A 14,712-nucleotide genomic window follows, 5' to 3' on the forward strand; every position below is an offset into this window, starting at 1 on the left:
GCGTCACCAGTGGTCGGGGCTGAACGGCTCGTCCTCGGGCCGGTCCGACCTCGACAGCAGCCTGAGGTCGGACTCGACCATCATCGTCACCAGCTCCTCGAAGGCGACCTTCGGCTCCCAGCCGAGCTGCTCGCGCGCCTTCTTCGGGTCGGCGCACAGCAGGTCCACCTCCGCCGGGCGCGTGTACTTGGCGTCCAGCACGACGTGGTCGCGCCAGTCCAGCCCGACGGTGCCGAACGCGAACTCGACCAGGTCGCGGACCGACTGCGTCTGGCCCGTCCCGATCACGTAGTCCTCGGGGGCGTCCTGCGCCAGCATCATCCGCATCGCCCGCGCGTAGTCGCCCGCGTAGCCCCAGTCGCGGCGCGCCTCCATGTTGCCCAGGCGCAGCTCGGACGCCAGCCCGAGCTTGATCCGCGCCGCGCCGAGCGACACCTTGCGGGTCACGAACTCGGCCCCGCGCCGCGGCGACTCGTGGTTGAACAGGATGCCGCTGACCGCGAACATCCCGTACGACTCGCGGTAGTTCTGCGTGATGTAGTGCCCGTAGCTCTTCGCCACCCCGTACGGGCTGCGCGGGTGGAACGGCGTCTTCTCGTTCTGCGGGGTCTCGCGCACCATCCCGAACATCTCCGAGGACGACGCCTGGTAGAAGCGGATCTGCGCGCGTCCGGGCGTGCGGGACGGGCTGATGCCCGACACCACCCGGATCGCCTCCAGCGTCCGCAGCACGCCCATCCCGGTGACCTCGGCGGTCAGCTCCGCCTGCTGCCACGACATCGGCACGTAGGAGATGGCCCCGAGGTTGTAGACCTCGTCGGGCTGGACCCGTTCGACCGCCGAGATCAGGCTGCCCTGGTCGAGCAGGTCGCCCGTGGTGATCCGGACGTCGCCGATGTGCTTGCGCAGCCGCGACACGTGCGGGTTGGCCTGACCGCGGACCAGGCCCCAGACCTCATACCCACGCTCCAGCAGATGCTCGGCGAGGTACGAGCCGTCCTGCCCGGTGATGCCGGTGATGAGTGCTCGCCTGGACAGCGGATCCTCCATGGCTGGTTGGGTGGGACGACGGGGCCCACTACGGGTTGCTCCGCAATGAGTGTGAAAGACGAGGTTAGCGACCCGGGGCGGTCACCGACACGGGAGGGCTCCGTTTGAACCGAATTTGCTTCGACTTCGCCCGATCCGGGCCGCGGCCCCCCGCATGTCCTGGCGTACGGCCTCCCCGATGTGCGACCGTGTGGTCACTATGAGCACCGCGTCCCCCGCCTCGCCCCGGCCCCTCGCGCCGCTGCGGCTGAACGGCCGGGAGCCCGGCCGCTTCGCGATCATGGCGGTGGTGAACCGCACCCCCGACTCGTTCTACGACAGGGGCGCCACCTACGGGTTCGACGCGGCCCTCGCCGCCGCCGACCGCGCGGTCGCCGAGGGCGCCGACATCGTCGACATCGGCGGGGTGAAGGCCGGGCCCGGCGACGAGGTCGACGTCGCCGAGGAGCTGCGCCGCGTCGTGGACGTCGTCGCGGCCGTCCGCGAGCGCCACCCCGGCATCGCGATCAGCGTGGACACCTGGCGGGCCGAGGTCGGCGAGGCCGTCGCCGCCGCGGGCGCCGACCTGCTCAACGACACCTGGGGCGGCCCCGACCCGCGGCTCGCCGAGGTCGCCGCCGCGCACGGCATCGGCCTGGTCTGCTCGCACGCGGGCGGCCTGGCCCCCCGCACCCGCCCGCACCGCGTCGCGTACGCCGACGTGGTCGCCGACGTCGTCCGGCACGTCACCGCCGAGGCCGAGCGCGCCGCCGCGCTCGGCGTCCCCCGCGACGCGATCCTCATCGACCCCGCCCACGACTTCGGCAAGAACACCCGGCACTCGCTGGAGATCACGCGCCGGCTGGACGAGCTGGCCGCCACCGGATGGCCGGTTTTGGTCGCGGTGTCCAACAAGGACTTCATCGGCGAGACGCTCGGCCGGCCCGTCGACAAGCGCGGCGTCGGCACGATGGCCGTGCTCGGCGTCTCGGCCCGCCTCGGCGCCCGCGTGTTCCGCGTCCACGACGTCGCCGGCGCCCGCCGCGCCCTCGCCGCCGTGGAGGCGCTGCTCGCCTAGCGCGCGGCCTCCGGCGGCTCGCCCGGCGCGCGGCCTCCGGTGCCCGGCGTTCAGCCGCGGCCTCTAGTGCGCGGCCTCGCGCTGGCGGGCGCGGTAGGCGGCCACGTGCATGCGGTTGCCGCACGTCCGGCTGTCGCAGTAGCGGCGGCAGCGGTTGCGCGACAGGTCGACCAGCACGCGCGAGCAGTCGGGCGCCTCGCACGTGCGCAGCCGGTCGAGCTCGTCCGCCGCCACCACGTACGCCAGGGCCATCCCGCAGTCGGCGGCCAGGTGCTCGCCCATCGGCGCGCCCGGCGCGAAGAAGTGCACGTGCCAGCCGTGCTCGTCGTGGTCGGTCAGGTGCGGGGTGGTGCGGACCTCGCCGACGATCTCGTTGATCAGCCGTACCGCCTCGGGGACCCGCGTCGCGCGGAACACCGCGTGGAACCGGGCCCGCAGGTCCAGCACCCGGGCGAGGTCGGCGTCGCCGAGCCGCTCCACGTCGCTGAACCGGTTGCGCTCGACGAACGCGTGCAGGCCCGCCAGGCCCGACAGCCCCTCCACGCCGGACGCCGCGGGGCCGGTGTTGATCAGATCGACGACGGTGGCGAGCGCGTGCTCGGTGTCATGAGTGAAGATCACGAGGACTCCAGTCTCGGGGGACCGGGGCCGCCGGGGGCCCGGCGCCGCGGCCGGGGCCGGAGCGCGACCCAGGATTCCCACCCTATGCCGCCCGGCCGTGATCGTCCGCGAACCCCGGCCAGGCCGCCGCGGGGACCCGCGCGGCGCGCGGCGGCGTCGGGCGGATCACGTCGCGCAGGCGGGTACGGGGACGCCGCGCTGGAGAGGATCAGGGCGTGGGGGAGGACCGGCTGCTCGTCGTGTTCCTGGTCATCGCCGTGGTGGTGCTGCTCGCGCGGACGCTGGCCGGGCGGCTCCGCGTGCCCGACGCGATCCTGCTCGTCGTCCTCGGGATCGCCGCCGGGTTCGTGCCCGGCCTGCCCAAGGTCGAGGTGTCGCCCGAGCTGGTGCTGTTCGGGTTCCTGCCGCCGCTGGTCTACCACGCCGCGTTCTTCACCGCGCCCCGCGAGGCCCGCGCCGACGCCGTCCCCATCTTCACCCTGGCGTTCGGCCTCACCACCGTCACCACGGTCGCCGTCGCGGCCACCGTCTGGGCGCTGCTGCCCGGCGCGGGCTGGGCCGCCGCGCTCGCGTTCGGCGCCGCCGTCGCCCCCACCGACGCGGTCGCGGCCACCTCCGTGCTCCAGCGGCTCGGCGCCCCGCCCCGCATGGTGACGATCCTGGAGGGCGAGAGCCTGATCAACGACGGCGTCGCGCTGACCATCTTCGGCCTCGCCGCCGAGGCGCTCGCCACCGGCTTCACGTTCGGGCACGGCGCCGCGCGGCTCGGCCAGGTCGTGGCGGGCGGCGTCGCGTACGGGCTGGCGGCCGGGTTCGTCATCCGCCGGATCCGGCGCCGCATCGAGGACCCCAGCAGCCAGATCATCGTCTCGCTCGTCACGCCGTACATCGCCTACATCCCCGCCGAGAACCTCGGCTTCTCCGGCGTCCTCGCCACCGTCACCGCCGGGTTCTACATCGGCACCAGGGGAGAGGGCGTGCTCCAGCCCGCGTCCCGCATGGTCGGCAGCGCGTTCTGGCGGATCCTGACGTTCCTCCTCGAATCGGCGCTGTTCGTCCTGCTCGGCCTGGAGATCCGGCAGGTGCTCCGCCACCCCGGCGGCCACTCCTGGGCCGAGATCCTGCTCACCGCCCTCGCCGTCTCCGCCGTCGCCATCGGCGTCCGCGTCGCCTGGCAGCTCGGCAACGGCCCGCTCGGCGACCTGCTGCCGGGCGGCCGGCGCGTCCAGCAGGGCCTCGGCCGGCGGCAGCGGCTGGTGATCGGCCTCGGCGGCATGCGCGGGGCGATCTCCCTCGCGCTCGCCCTGTCGCTCCCGGCCGCCGTCGGCCCCGAACGCGGCGTGCTCATCCTGCTGACCGCCCTGGTCGTCCTCGTCACCCTCGTCGGCCAGGCGCCGCTGCTGCCCGTCCTGCTGCGCCGCTTCGGGCTGATCGAGTCCGACCGGCGGCGCGTGGAGGCGATGACCGCCCGCAAGGCCGGGCTCCAGGCCGCCCTCACCCGCCTCGACGAGCTCGCCGAGGACGACGACCTCGACGACCAGACCGCCGACGCGTACCGCCAGATGCTCGAACTGCGGCTGGAACGCGTCCAGTACTTCCTGGAGGAGGACGAGCACGACGGCGAGCGGACGAGCCCGCCCAACAGCCGCCGCGTCCGCGCCGAGCTCGTCCGGGCGCAGCGCGCCAAACTGACGGCGCTCTACCGCAAGGGGAGGATCGGCGCGGAGACGCTCCGCGAGATCACCCGCGAGCTGGACTTCGAGGACCCGGTCGTGATCCGCCGGGCCCGCTCATGACCCCTGGAACGCGTGATGCCGGGACAGCGGGGGCGTGATGCCGGGAAGGCGGCGGCGGGGTGATGGTGGGAACGCGACGGCGGGGGCGCGATGCCGGGAAGGCGGCGGGGGGTGGCGCCGGGGACGCGCGAGGCGGGGGGCGCGCCGCCGGGAGCGTGCGGCGGCGGGGGCGCGGCGAGGAGGCCCGGGGGTCAGCGGGTGAAGCTGGGGTCGGCGACGACCGGGTAGAACGCGTCGGAGTGCTGGACGCGCATCGTCACCGTCGAGCCGTCCAGCGTGTAGTCCGCCTTCACCTGGCGGAACATCGAGTCGCACGCCCACGGGTTGTAGAGGCGGCCGACGGTGGCGCCGTAGCGCAGGTGCACCACGTCGTACCCGCCGGACGGCATCGCCTCCAGCGCGAGCCCGTCGGCCAGCGAGATCGGGAAGCGGAACTCCGCGGGGGCGTCCGGGCCGTGGATGACCGTGAGCAGGCGCATGCCGCCCGCCGTCGTCTGCGCGACGATGTCGGTGTCGACCTCGACGCCCACGAAGACCCGCAGGCTCGGCCGCAGCACCTGCGCGACGGTGTCGGCCGCGGCCACGTCGATCCCGAAGTGGATCCGCTGGCCGTCCTTGGTCGGCACCCAGACCCCGTCGCGGGCGCGCTGGCCCCAGGCGACCTCCGGGTTCTCCATCTCCTGCGGCTCGTTCTTGCCCCGGGCGACGAGGATCCTGGAGGCGGCGGTCATCGCCGCGGCAGCCCCGTCCCGTGCATGCCTCATGGCGGGCCCCCTCGCCTTCTTCCATCACATACGTGACATCACGCTGTTTCGGGTTTTACCACGGGGAAGCATGGCAGGGCCGTGCTCGGCCTGCATCCGGTCGCTTTGCGTCGTTCGCCCCGTGCGACGTTGGACCTTACACCACCCTTATCCGCCGTGGTCGGGCCCGTAACTAGGATGAACGGGTTCACGCGGTTCGCGGAGGAGTTGATCACGGCATGGCAGCGCAGGACCCGTCCGGCACGATCCGCATCGCCGAGCTGCCCCCGGACGAGCAGCGGCTCGTGCGCTCCACGCTCCGCCACGCGACCCCCCTGCACGACCTGCTGGGACTGGAGATCGTGGAGATCGGCGCCCGGCACGCGGTGCTGTCGATGCCCGTGCGCGAGGAGGCGTTCAACAGCACCGGCAACCTGCACGGCGGCGCGATCGCCACGCTCATCGACGTCGCGGCCGGCACGGCCGCCGCCCGCGGCAGCGGCTTCGAGCACGGCCGCCAGAGCCTCGTCACCGCCGACCTGCACGTCCGCTACCTGGGCCGCCCGCACGGCGAGGAGGTCTTCGCCCGCGCCGAGGTGCTCAAGACCGGCCGCCAGCTCGTCATCGTCGAGTGCCGCGTCACCGACGCCGAGGACCGCATCATCGCCGCCGCCGACTTCTCCATGATGATCGTCCCGCTGCGCCGCCCGCTGCGCCCGGTCGCCAACGCCAAGGACACCGATCCCGACCTCTGATCGGAAAACCTTTTGCGCCCGTCCGCGGATCCGCGCATCCTTGAGCGTGTCGAAAGGAAGGAAAGCGCGAAGGGGTGAGCCACCGGTTAGGCGGCTGGTCTCCAAAACCAGCGGAAAGTAGGTTCGACTCCTACCGCCCCTGCCGGACGATCGACGGGCCCGTGGTGTAACGGGAACACGACTGCCTTGCACGCAGCCGACCAGGGTTCGACTCCCTGCGGGTCCACGTAGTACAGCGCGCCGCGAGCATGACGGGAAATGCAGCGGACTCTTAATCCGTGGATCGGGGTTCGAGCCCCCGGCGGCGCACTGCGGGGAAAGGCTTGGAGGGTTGGCCGAACGGTAAGGCAGCGGTTTCGAAAACCGACGTCGAGGTGACACTCGAAGGGGTTCGACTCCCTTACCCTCCGCACCGCGAAAGCCGCCGCGACCCGTAATGCACAACGGGTCGCGGCGGCTTCTCCGCTTTTCCCGCGCCGGCCGTCCGCCGGTGCGGTGCTCGCGCCGTGGCCGGTTGCGGCCTAGAGGGCGGCGGCCGGGGCCAGGTCCGGGGACGCGGCGTTAACGGTCAGGGCGGCGAGGGTTTCGGACAGGCGGTCGAGGGACGAGGCGATCCAGGGCACCGTGGCCGGGTCCGGGGCGGCCAGGGCCGTGAGTCGCTGCTCGTCGTTCTCGCCGTACAGCAGGCTCGGCGCCACGCGCACCCGCAGGGCGTCCTCGGGCTCGCCGAACGCGCTGCCCGGCAGGACGCCCACTCCGTAACGTTCCAACAGCAGGCCCGTCAGCTCCGGGCAGGTGCGGACGCCGTGGGCCTCCCGCAGCGCGCCGCGGAGCGGGCCGAGGTCCGGGTAGACGTAGAAGGCCGCTTGTGGCCGGGTGACGCGCGCGCCCGCGGCGGCGAAGCGGTCCGCCACCGCGTTGGCGATGGCGGCGTGGAGGCGGCGGCTGCGGTCCACGTGCTCCAGCAGCTCCGGCGGCTCGGCGAACGCGTAGGCGGCGGCGTGCTGCATCGGCGCCGGCGGGCTCGACCAGATCTCGCTGGCGATCCCGAGGAGGCTCGCGCGCAGCTCGGCGCCGAACGGCCCGTCGGGCAGGCGGGCCACGCCGAGGCGCCATCCGCCCGCCGCCAGATGCTTGCTGAGCGCGGTCGTCACGACGGTGCGCTCGGGCGCGTACAGGGCCGGGGACGGGACGCGGGCCAGCGGGTCGTGCAGCAGGTCGGCGTAGATCTGATCGGAGACGATCACCAGGTCGTGCTCGCGGGCGACCTCGCACACGCGGCGGACGGTGCCCTCGGACGCCAGCGTGCCGGTCGGGTTGTCGGGCAGCGTGACGATCACGGCGCGCAGCGGGCGGCCCGCGGCGCGGGCGCGGACGGCCGCGTCGGCGAGCAGGGACGGGTTCGGCACGCCGCCCTCGCCCGGCGGCGTGGCGATCCGGACCGGCTCGGTGCCGACCAGGGCGCTCTGCGCGGCGTAGCTGACCCAGGACGGAGCCGGGACGGCCACGTCGCCGCCGAGCGCCATGAGCAGGCCGAACAGCAGGGGTTTGCTGCCCGGCCCGGCCACCACGAACGCGGGGTCGGTGGGCAGGCCGCGGCGGCTCCAGTAGCCGGCGGCGGCGGCGCGCAGGGCCGGCGAGCCGGCGACGGGACCGTAGCCGCCGCGCTCGGTGGCCGCGGCGAGCTCGCGCGCGAGCGCCGGATGTATCGGTATCCCGGCCTCTCCGAAGCCGAGCGGGAGCACCCGCATCCCCTCCCGGCGCTTGCGGGCGATCGCCTCGTTCACCGCGAGCGTCGGCGAGAGGGGCACCGGGCGGAGGACGGGCCGGGGCCGGGCGGGGGCGGGCTGGTTCTGGGCAGGCATCAATGCTCCATGGCATGGCGTGATGACGGTGTGTGACAGCGGGAATCCCCGTGGCGACCCGGCCGGGTTCGCTTAGATGCTTGCCCGCTTTCAGCATCATCACAAGCGAGTCTCAGCGATGGTGACCGTAAGCTGGAGTGATGCTGGAGGTTCGGAGGCTGCGCCTGCTGGCCGAGTTCGCCCGCCGGGGCAGCATCGCGGCGACCGCCGCCTCGCTCGGCTACACGCCCTCGGCGGTGTCCCAGCAGCTCGCCGCGCTGGAACGGGAGACGCGGGTGGCGCTGCTCGACCGCACCGCGCGCAGCGCCGAGCTGACCGACGCGGGACGCCGCCTCGCCGCCCGCGCCGAGGAGATCCTCACCCTGGTGGAGGCCGCCGAGGCGGAGCTGTTCGCCCAGTCCGACACCCCGATCGGACGGGTCGTGGTGACCTCGTTCCCGACGGCGGCGGTCGCGTTCGCCCCGGCGCTCGCGCACAGCCTGGCCGACCACCCGGGGCTGACGTTCGTCCTGCGGCAGACCCGGCCCGGGGACGGGGTGCGCCAGGTGCAGAGCGGCGAGGTCGACATCGCCCTGATCGACGACTGGACGGGCAAGGTCCCCGAGCAGTCGCCCGCCGCGCTGGAGTTCTTCCACCTGCGCCGCGACCCGCTGGTGCTGGTCGTCCCCGCCTCCCACCCCATGTCGGACCCGGAACGGCCCGTGGACCTCCAGGAGCTGCGGGAGGAGCCCTGGATGGCGGCGCCGCCGGGGGAGTTCTCCCGCCAGGCCGTGGAGCGGCTGCTCGACACCGTCGGGGGCGCGCGGCCCGTTCCGTGGGAGTTCGAGGGCCTGCACACGATCCTGAGCCTGGTGGCGCGGGGGATAGGGATCACCGCCGTGCCGGCCCTGGCGCTGGCGGCGGGCGACCAGGGCGTGGCCGTACGGAGCATTCCGGGGTGCACGCTGGCGCGCGAGGTGTACGCCGTCACGCGTACCGCGAGCGTCCGCCGCCCGTCGGTGGCGGTGACCCTGCGCGCCATCTACGCCGCCGCGCAAGAGCCCTATCCGGCGCAGTCGATCGCCGACGCCGGAACGCCGCCGTTCCCCCCGAGGCCCCGGCCGGACGGGCGGTCCCCGGACGGCCGGCCTGCGGACGGGCGGTCCCCGGGCGGGCGGCCCGCGGGCGGCGGGGCTCAGGAGTAGTCGAACCAGCCCTGCATCTTGGCGCCGAACATCATGTCGCCCGAGATCTTGATCTTGCCGGTCATCACGCCGGTGACGCCGTTGAGCTCGCCGGCGCAGAGCCGCAGGAGGTTCGGCAGGGTCATGCCGAGGACGACCTTGGCCCGTTCCGGGGCGCCCCGGCCGCCCTCGGCGCGGCCGTCGGCGATCACCAGCCGGTACGTGCGGGTGCCGTCCGGCGTGCCGATGTTCCACTGCACCGCCCCGCCGTCCTTGCCGGCCTTCTCCGGGACGAACCGCGTGCCCATCAGGCCGAAGATCCGGTCGAGCACGGCGTCCACGCCGATCTCGGCGGCGAACTGGGTGATGACCTCGTCGTCCACCCCGTCGGCCGCGAGCAGCTCCCGCAGCTCCTCGGGGGTGCCGACGGCGTTCAGCATGTCCTGCGGCCCGCCCTGGCCTCCGGCCTCCGGCGTCGTCGTCCCGCCCATCCGCGCCTCCTCGTCTCGGCGCCCCGCCGGGAGGCCGCGGCGCCTGTAGCAGAACTGTTCAATGGGGCGTCCAATAGCGTCAAGGGGGCGCGGGCCGGTGTTCTGGCCGATCCTGCGGGAACGAGCACGGGACGGCGCCCGGAGGGCCGCTTCTCATCACCGGGTGCTCAAAAGCGGCACGGCCAGGGCCGTCCGGCCCGGCGCTGGCCGCATCCGGCCGGGGCCCCGGCCCCGGCGGCCACCGGTTTCCAGCCAAGAGGGACGAACCGCATGGGCCACGCTCGATCCTCACGTACCGTGGGGCGGGTCGTGACCACCTCCCAGTCCGATCACACCGAAGCGGGGGCGCAGCGCTCGATGGACCAGCACCACCACGCGTTCGAACTGCCAAGGATCCCGGAACTGCTGCGGCACGCGCTGCCGCGGTTCGTGGAGGGCGTGATCGCGCCCGTCGCGGTGTTCTACGCCGCGTTCGCGCTCATGGGCCTGAACGGCGGGCTGGCGGCGGCGGTCGCGTGGGTGTACGGCGGCCTCGGCTGGCGGCTGTTCCGCGGGCACGGGATCTCGGCGACGCTGGTGCTCGCCGCGCTCGGCGTCACGGCCAGGGCCGGGCTCGCCGCGTTCACCCACAGCGCGGTGATCTACTTCCTCCAGCCGACGCTCGGGACGCTCCTGGTCGGCATGGCGTTCCTCGCCTCGGTGCCGCTGCGCCGCCCGCTCGCACAGAAGCTCGCGACCGACATGGTGCCGATGCCCGAGGCGTTCCTGGCGCACACGCGGGTCCGGCAGTTCTTCCTGCGGATCTCGCTGCTGTGGTCGATGGTGCTCTTCGCGAACGTCACGCTCAGCCTCTGGATGCTGTTCAACCAGTCGATCGGTATGTACCTGTGGGTCCGCACGGGCGCGGTCGCGGCGCTCGGCGCCGCCGCGGTCGGCGTCTCGGTCTGGGGCTTCAAGCGCTGCATGCGCCACGTCAGCCGCGAGCGCGCCGCCGTCGGGGCCCTCGCCGCCTGACGCCCCGGGCCTCCGCCGCGTGGCGTCCGGGGCTCCCGTCGCGCCGCGTCCGGGGGCTCGCCGCGTGACGTTCGGGGATCTTTCGCCTGAAACCGGCGGCTTTACCTTCGGTCCCTGAACTTTCCTCCCGTTCCGTACGTCTCCCAAGGTCAGATAGATTCATCGCACACGGGGTGAATCTTGGGGATACGGGAGATTTTGTGAGCGTCAAGGGTCGTTTCGGATTGGCGGTGACCGGCGGGGCCGGCGCGGTGCTCGTGCTCGTGAGCGGTTGCAGCGGGAGCGACGACGGCAAGGGAGAGCTGGCCTCCGGCCGCGAGAGCACGGTGACGATCACGCCGGGCAACGGCGCGGCCTCCGTGAAGCCCGACGGGCCGATCGAGGTCAGGGCCTCCGACGGCACGCTGGAGAACGTGACCGTCCAGGGCAGCAAGGGCGCGACGGTCACCGGGCGGCTGTCGGCCGACCGCAAGCAGTGGCGCTCGGACCGCACCCTCGTCCCGGGCGCGACCTACACCGTCACCGCGCAGGGCAAGAGCGACGGCAAGCAGATCTCGGCGACCAGCCGGTTCACCACGCTGAAGCCGTCCAAGACGCTGTCGGTGGTCGACGTGACGCCGAACCTCAAGGGCGAGAAGGTCGGCGTCGGCATGCCGATCATCCTGCGCTTCAACCGCGCGGTGACCGACAAGGCCGCCGTGGAGCGGGCCCTGAAGGTCACGCCGGACAAGCCGGTCGAGGGCGCGTGGCGCTGGGTCGGGTCCGACCAGGTCATCTACCGCACCAAGACGTACTGGCAGCCGCACCAGAAGATCCGCTTCCAGGCGGCGCTCGCCGGGGTGAACGCGGGCGGCGGCGCGTACGGGACCAAGGACGTCGACGAGACGATCACGATCGGCGCCAAGCAGATCACGACCGGCAGCATCAGCGGGCACCACATGACGGTCCGCCGGGACGGCCGCAAGCTGCGCACGATCCCGTTCAGCGCGGGCAACGGGCAGACCCGGGAGTTCACCACCACCAGCGGCGTCCACCTGCTGATGGGCAAGGAGAACCCCGTGACGATGGTGTCGCCCGGCCGCAAGCCCGGCGACCCCGGCTACTACAAGACCGTGGTCAACTACGGCGTCCGGTTCTCCAACAGCGGCGAGTACACGCACTCGATGCCGTCCACGGTGGGCGTGCAGGGCAGCGCGAACGTCAGCCACGGCTGCCTGAACCTGAGCCCGTCGAACGCCAAGTGGTACTACGACATCATGCAGCGCGGCGACGTGCTCAAGCTGACCGGCAGCGACCGCGAGGTGGAGCCCGACAACGGCTGGAGCTACTGGCAGATGCCGTGGTCCAAGTGGAAGAAGGGCAGCGCGCTGAGCTGACCCCGCACCCGTCCCCCGGCGCGACCCGCGGGGCCCGTCGCGGGCCCGCGCGGGCCGCGCCGGTCGGTGCCCGCTTGCAACGCTTTGATCTCGGAGACCGGTGAATCCGCCGGTCGTGCCGTCATCAACGACTTTTGTCGCTAATGTCTCCCTGGTAACGGTGGGGTCTGGGGAGGTTGAACGGTGCAGCGGAGGGTTACCGCGGGTGTTCGGGCGGGCACGGGACTGGCGGGGGCCGTGCTGCTCTTCGCGACGGCCTGTTCCAGCGGCGAGGACGGCGACGGCGCGACCGTCGCCGGCAAGGGCGACGCCAACGCCCCCCAGGTGACGGTGAACCCGGGCAACGGCGACGGCAAGGCCAGGCCCGAGGCGGGCGTGGTCGTCACGGCCAGCGGCGGCACCCTGGAGCAGGTCACGCTCACCCGCAAGGGCAAGCCGGTGGAGGGCGCGCTGTCCGCCGACAAGACGAGCTGGCGGTCGCGCACGCTGCGCCCGAGCTCGCAGTACCGGGTGGACGCGGTCGCCAAGAGCCCCAAGGGCAAGACGACCACCGTGTCCAGCACGTTCAGCACGCTGAAGCCGGCGAGCAAGCTGGAGATCACCGACGTCACCCCCAACCAGAACGAGAAGGTCGGCGTCGGCATGCCGATCCAGGTGACGTTCAACCGCGCCGTCGGCGACCGCAAGGCCGTCGAGCGCGCCCTGGAGGTCAGGTCCACCAAGCCCGCGACCGGCGCCTGGTACTGGGTCAGCGACACCCAGGTGATCTTCCGCACCAAGAACGGGCAGTACTGGCAGCCCAACCAGAGCGTCACGTTCAAGGCCAGGCTGGCCGGGGTGAAGGCGGGCAAGCGCACCTACGGCGTCGCCGACACCACGCGGAAGTTCCGGATCGGCAACGCGCACATCATCACCGCGAGCACCAAGACCCACCGGCTGACCGTCAAGAGCAACGGCAAGAAGGTCAAGAGCTGGGGGATCAGCGCGGGGCGCGGCGGCCGGGTCGTGAACGGGGTCGACACGTTCCTCACCACGAGCGGCGTCCACCTCACCATGGGCAAGGAGAACCCGGCGATCATGACGTCGGAGTGGATGGGCGTCAAGCCGGACGACAAGAAGAACGGCGGCTACAAGGAAGTCATCCCGTTCGCGGTGCGGATCTCCAACAGCGGCGAGTACATCCACTCGATGGCGTCCACCACGTGGGCCCAGGGCCGGCAGAACGTCAGCCACGGCTGCCTCAACTCGCCGCCCTCCGCCGCCCAGTGGTTCTACAACTGGTCGTACCGGGGCGACGTCGTCGTCATCACCGGCAGCAAGCGCAAGCTCGCCTGGGACAACGGCTGGAGCTACTTCCAGATGCCGTGGAGCAAGTGGGTCAAGGGCAGCGCCCTCGACCGCACCGTCACCACCGGCTGACCGCCCGCGCCCCGTTGCGCGGCGCCCGATCGTGGGAACATGCCAGAGGTGGCGGCGCTTCTGGCTGATCGGGGACCGGATGACCGACGGGGCGGGAAAACCGGCCGTACTCGCGAGGCTCCGCCGCGCCCGCAGACCGGCGCACTGGGCCGTGCGGCGCGGCGCGCTCTGGGCGGCGCGCCCCTACGTCCGCGCGGGCCGCTCCCCGGCGCCCCCGGGTGAACGGCGGCGCGTGCGGGTCCTGCTCATGCACGCGAACGGCACGGGCGGCACGATCCGCACCGTCCTGAACCTGTGCGGCCACCTCGCCGCCGAGCACGACATCGAGATCCTCAGCGTGCTCCGTGCGCGCCGCGAGCCGTTCTTCCCGATGCCCGCCGGGGTGAGGGTGACGGTCGCCGACGACCGCCTCGCGCCGCGCGGGCGGGTCCCGCGCGCCCTGGCGCGGCTGCCGAGCGTCCTGACCCCGGTGGACGAGGCGTCGTTCCGCCGGATGAACCTCTGGACCGACCTGTGCCTGCTGCGCGCCCTGCGCGTCGGGCCGCCGCCGCACGTGCTGGTCGGGACGCGGCCGTCGCTCAACCTGCTGATCGCCGAGCTGGCCCCGCGCTCCGTCGCGACGGTCGGGCAGGACCACGCGAACCTGCGCGGCTACCGCGACCGGCTGCGCGCGGAGATCGTCCGCCGGTACCCGCGGCTGGCGGTGGTGTCCGCGCTGACCGAACGGACCCGCGCCGACTACGCCGGGGCCCTGGCGGGCACGCCCGCGCGGGTCGTCCGGATCCCGAACGCCGTCCCGGCGCTGGTCGGCGGCCCCTCGCCCCGCGAGGCCAAGGTGGTGCTGGCCGCGGGGCGGCTCGTCCGGGGGAAGGGGTTCGACCTGCTCGTGCGGGCGTTCGAGCCGCTCGCCGCCGAGCACCCCGACTGGACGCTGCGCATCTTCGGCGGCGGCGACCAGCACGCGAGGCTCAAGGCCGAGATCGCCGGCCGCGGCCTCGCCGGGCGGGTCGAGCTGCGCGCCCGCACCCCGAGCCTCGCGGGCGAGATGGAGCGGGCCTCGATCTACGCGCTGTCCTCGCGCCGCGAGGGCCTGCCGATGGTCGTGCTGGAGGCGATGGCGAAGGGGCTGCCCGTCGTCGCGTTCGACTGCCCGACCGGCCCCGCCGAGCTGATCACGCCCGGCCGCGACGGGCTGCTCGTCCCGCCCGGCGACGTCGGCGCGCTGACCGCCGCGCTCCGCGAGCTGATCGAGGACCCGGGCCTGCGCGACCGCCTCGGCGAGGAGGCGCGCCGCTCGGCCCGGGCCTACGATCTGGACCGCGTCGGCCCGGCCTGGTCGGACGTCCTGCGCGGCCTGTGAGG

General features: G+C 73.2%; 13 protein-coding genes and 4 tRNA genes. 12 read left to right on the plus strand and 5 right to left on the minus strand.

The annotated features are described in order from the left end of the window. Positions 1-3: 3 nt before the first annotated feature. Entirely contained in the window at positions 4-1,038 is a 1,035-nt protein-coding gene (locus GEV43_RS38800) for a GDP-mannose 4,6-dehydratase (RefSeq protein ID WP_160826099.1), read from the minus strand. A gap of 211 nt (positions 1,039-1,249) precedes the next feature. Here GEV43_RS38800 and folP point away from each other — a divergent pair, with 211 nt between their 5' ends. After that, on the plus strand, positions 1,250-2,107 hold the full coding sequence (gene folP, locus GEV43_RS38805) for a dihydropteroate synthase (protein WP_160825638.1): 858 nt from the start codon (positions 1,250-1,252) through the stop codon (positions 2,105-2,107). A 63-nt stretch (positions 2,108-2,170) separates the two neighbouring features. Here the strand turns inward: folP and GEV43_RS38810 are convergent, their stop codons facing one another. Next, entirely contained in the window at positions 2,171-2,728 is a 558-nt protein-coding gene (locus GEV43_RS38810; protein WP_160825639.1) for a CGNR zinc finger domain-containing protein, read from the minus strand. 215 nt (positions 2,729-2,943) lie between these two features. Here GEV43_RS38810 and GEV43_RS38815 point away from each other — a divergent pair, with 215 nt between their 5' ends. Next, positions 2,944-4,524 (plus strand): Na+/H+ antiporter, encoded by a 1,581-nt coding sequence (locus tag GEV43_RS38815; protein WP_160825640.1) that lies wholly within the window; start codon positions 2,944-2,946, stop codon positions 4,522-4,524. A 191-nt stretch (positions 4,525-4,715) separates the two neighbouring features. Here the strand turns inward: GEV43_RS38815 and GEV43_RS38820 are convergent, their stop codons facing one another. Continuing rightward, complete coding sequence (locus tag GEV43_RS38820) at positions 4,716-5,288, minus strand: hypothetical protein (protein WP_160825641.1); 573 nt, start codon at positions 5,286-5,288, stop codon at positions 4,716-4,718. 218 nt (positions 5,289-5,506) lie between these two features. On the opposite strand from GEV43_RS38820, the gene GEV43_RS38825 reads away from it, so the two are divergent. From GEV43_RS38825 to GEV43_RS38845, 5 genes are all read left to right on the plus strand, one after another. Continuing rightward, entirely contained in the window at positions 5,507-6,022 is a 516-nt protein-coding gene (locus GEV43_RS38825) for a PaaI family thioesterase (protein ID WP_160825642.1), read from the plus strand. A gap of 70 nt (positions 6,023-6,092) precedes the next feature. After that, positions 6,093-6,164, plus strand: a tRNA-Trp gene (locus GEV43_RS38830). A 13-nt stretch (positions 6,165-6,177) separates the two neighbouring features. Further along, positions 6,178-6,248, plus strand: a tRNA-Ala gene (locus GEV43_RS38835). Between the two features lie 11 nt (positions 6,249-6,259). After that, a tRNA-Lys gene (locus GEV43_RS38840) sits at positions 6,260-6,331 on the plus strand. Positions 6,332-6,347: 16 nt separating this feature from the next. Further along, positions 6,348-6,432, plus strand: a tRNA-Ser gene (locus GEV43_RS38845). A gap of 111 nt (positions 6,433-6,543) precedes the next feature. Here GEV43_RS38845 and GEV43_RS38850 read toward each other — a convergent pair. Beyond that, positions 6,544-7,887 carry a pyridoxal phosphate-dependent aminotransferase gene (locus GEV43_RS38850; RefSeq protein WP_160825643.1) on the minus strand — a complete coding sequence of 448 codons (1,344 nt, stop codon included), beginning with the start codon at positions 7,885-7,887 and terminating at the stop codon, positions 6,544-6,546. Positions 7,888-8,027: 140 nt separating this feature from the next. On the opposite strand from GEV43_RS38850, the gene GEV43_RS38855 reads away from it, so the two are divergent. Beyond that, complete coding sequence (locus tag GEV43_RS38855; RefSeq protein ID WP_160825644.1) at positions 8,028-9,071, plus strand: LysR family transcriptional regulator; 1,044 nt, start codon at positions 8,028-8,030, stop codon at positions 9,069-9,071. Here GEV43_RS38855 and GEV43_RS38860 read toward each other — a convergent pair. Beyond that, positions 9,062-9,541 carry an SCP2 sterol-binding domain-containing protein gene (locus GEV43_RS38860; protein ID WP_160825645.1) on the minus strand — a complete coding sequence of 160 codons (480 nt, stop codon included), beginning with the start codon at positions 9,539-9,541 and terminating at the stop codon, positions 9,062-9,064. The genes GEV43_RS38855 and GEV43_RS38860 overlap by 10 nt on opposite strands. A gap of 309 nt (positions 9,542-9,850) precedes the next feature. Between GEV43_RS38860 and GEV43_RS38865 the strand changes: the two genes are divergently transcribed. From GEV43_RS38865 to GEV43_RS38880, 4 genes are all read left to right on the plus strand, one after another. Beyond that, a complete protein-coding gene (locus tag GEV43_RS38865; RefSeq protein ID WP_309240165.1) occupies positions 9,851-10,555 on the plus strand; it encodes a VC0807 family protein in 705 nt (234 codons plus the stop codon). Between the two features lie 200 nt (positions 10,556-10,755). Then, positions 10,756-11,931, plus strand: a complete 1,176-nt coding sequence (locus GEV43_RS38870; protein ID WP_160825646.1) for an Ig-like domain-containing protein — start codon at positions 10,756-10,758, stop codon at positions 11,929-11,931. Between the two features lie 183 nt (positions 11,932-12,114). Next, positions 12,115-13,350 (plus strand): Ig-like domain-containing protein, encoded by a 1,236-nt coding sequence (locus GEV43_RS38875; protein WP_309240166.1) that lies wholly within the window; start codon positions 12,115-12,117, stop codon positions 13,348-13,350. Positions 13,351-13,429: 79 nt separating this feature from the next. Further along, positions 13,430-14,710 carry a glycosyltransferase family 4 protein gene (locus GEV43_RS38880; RefSeq protein WP_160825647.1) on the plus strand — a complete coding sequence of 427 codons (1,281 nt, stop codon included), beginning with the start codon at positions 13,430-13,432 and terminating at the stop codon, positions 14,708-14,710. Positions 14,711-14,712: the final 2 nt, after the last annotated feature.

Source organism: Actinomadura sp. J1-007, from assembly GCF_009793335.1.
GTDB classification, from domain to species: Bacteria; Actinomycetota; Actinomycetes; order Streptosporangiales; family Streptosporangiaceae; genus Spirillospora; species Spirillospora yumaensis.

Coding starts and splice junctions, on each gene's coding strand:
- folP (WP_160825638.1), top strand. CDS start 1,250: ATGAGCACCGCGTCCCCCGCCTCGCCCCGGCCCCTCGCGCCGCTGCGG.
- GEV43_RS38820 (WP_160825641.1), bottom strand. CDS start 5,288: ATGAGGCATGCACGGGACGGGGCTGCCGCGGCGATGACCGCCGCCTCC.
- GEV43_RS38825 (WP_160825642.1), top strand. CDS start 5,507: ATGGCAGCGCAGGACCCGTCCGGCACGATCCGCATCGCCGAGCTGCCC.
- GEV43_RS38850 (WP_160825643.1), bottom strand. CDS start 7,887: ATGCCTGCCCAGAACCAGCCCGCCCCCGCCCGGCCCCGGCCCGTCCTC.
- GEV43_RS38855 (WP_160825644.1), top strand. CDS start 8,028: ATGCTGGAGGTTCGGAGGCTGCGCCTGCTGGCCGAGTTCGCCCGCCGG.
- GEV43_RS38860 (WP_160825645.1), bottom strand. CDS start 9,541: ATGGGCGGGACGACGACGCCGGAGGCCGGAGGCCAGGGCGGGCCGCAG.
- GEV43_RS38880 (WP_160825647.1), top strand. CDS start 13,430: ATGACCGACGGGGCGGGAAAACCGGCCGTACTCGCGAGGCTCCGCCGC.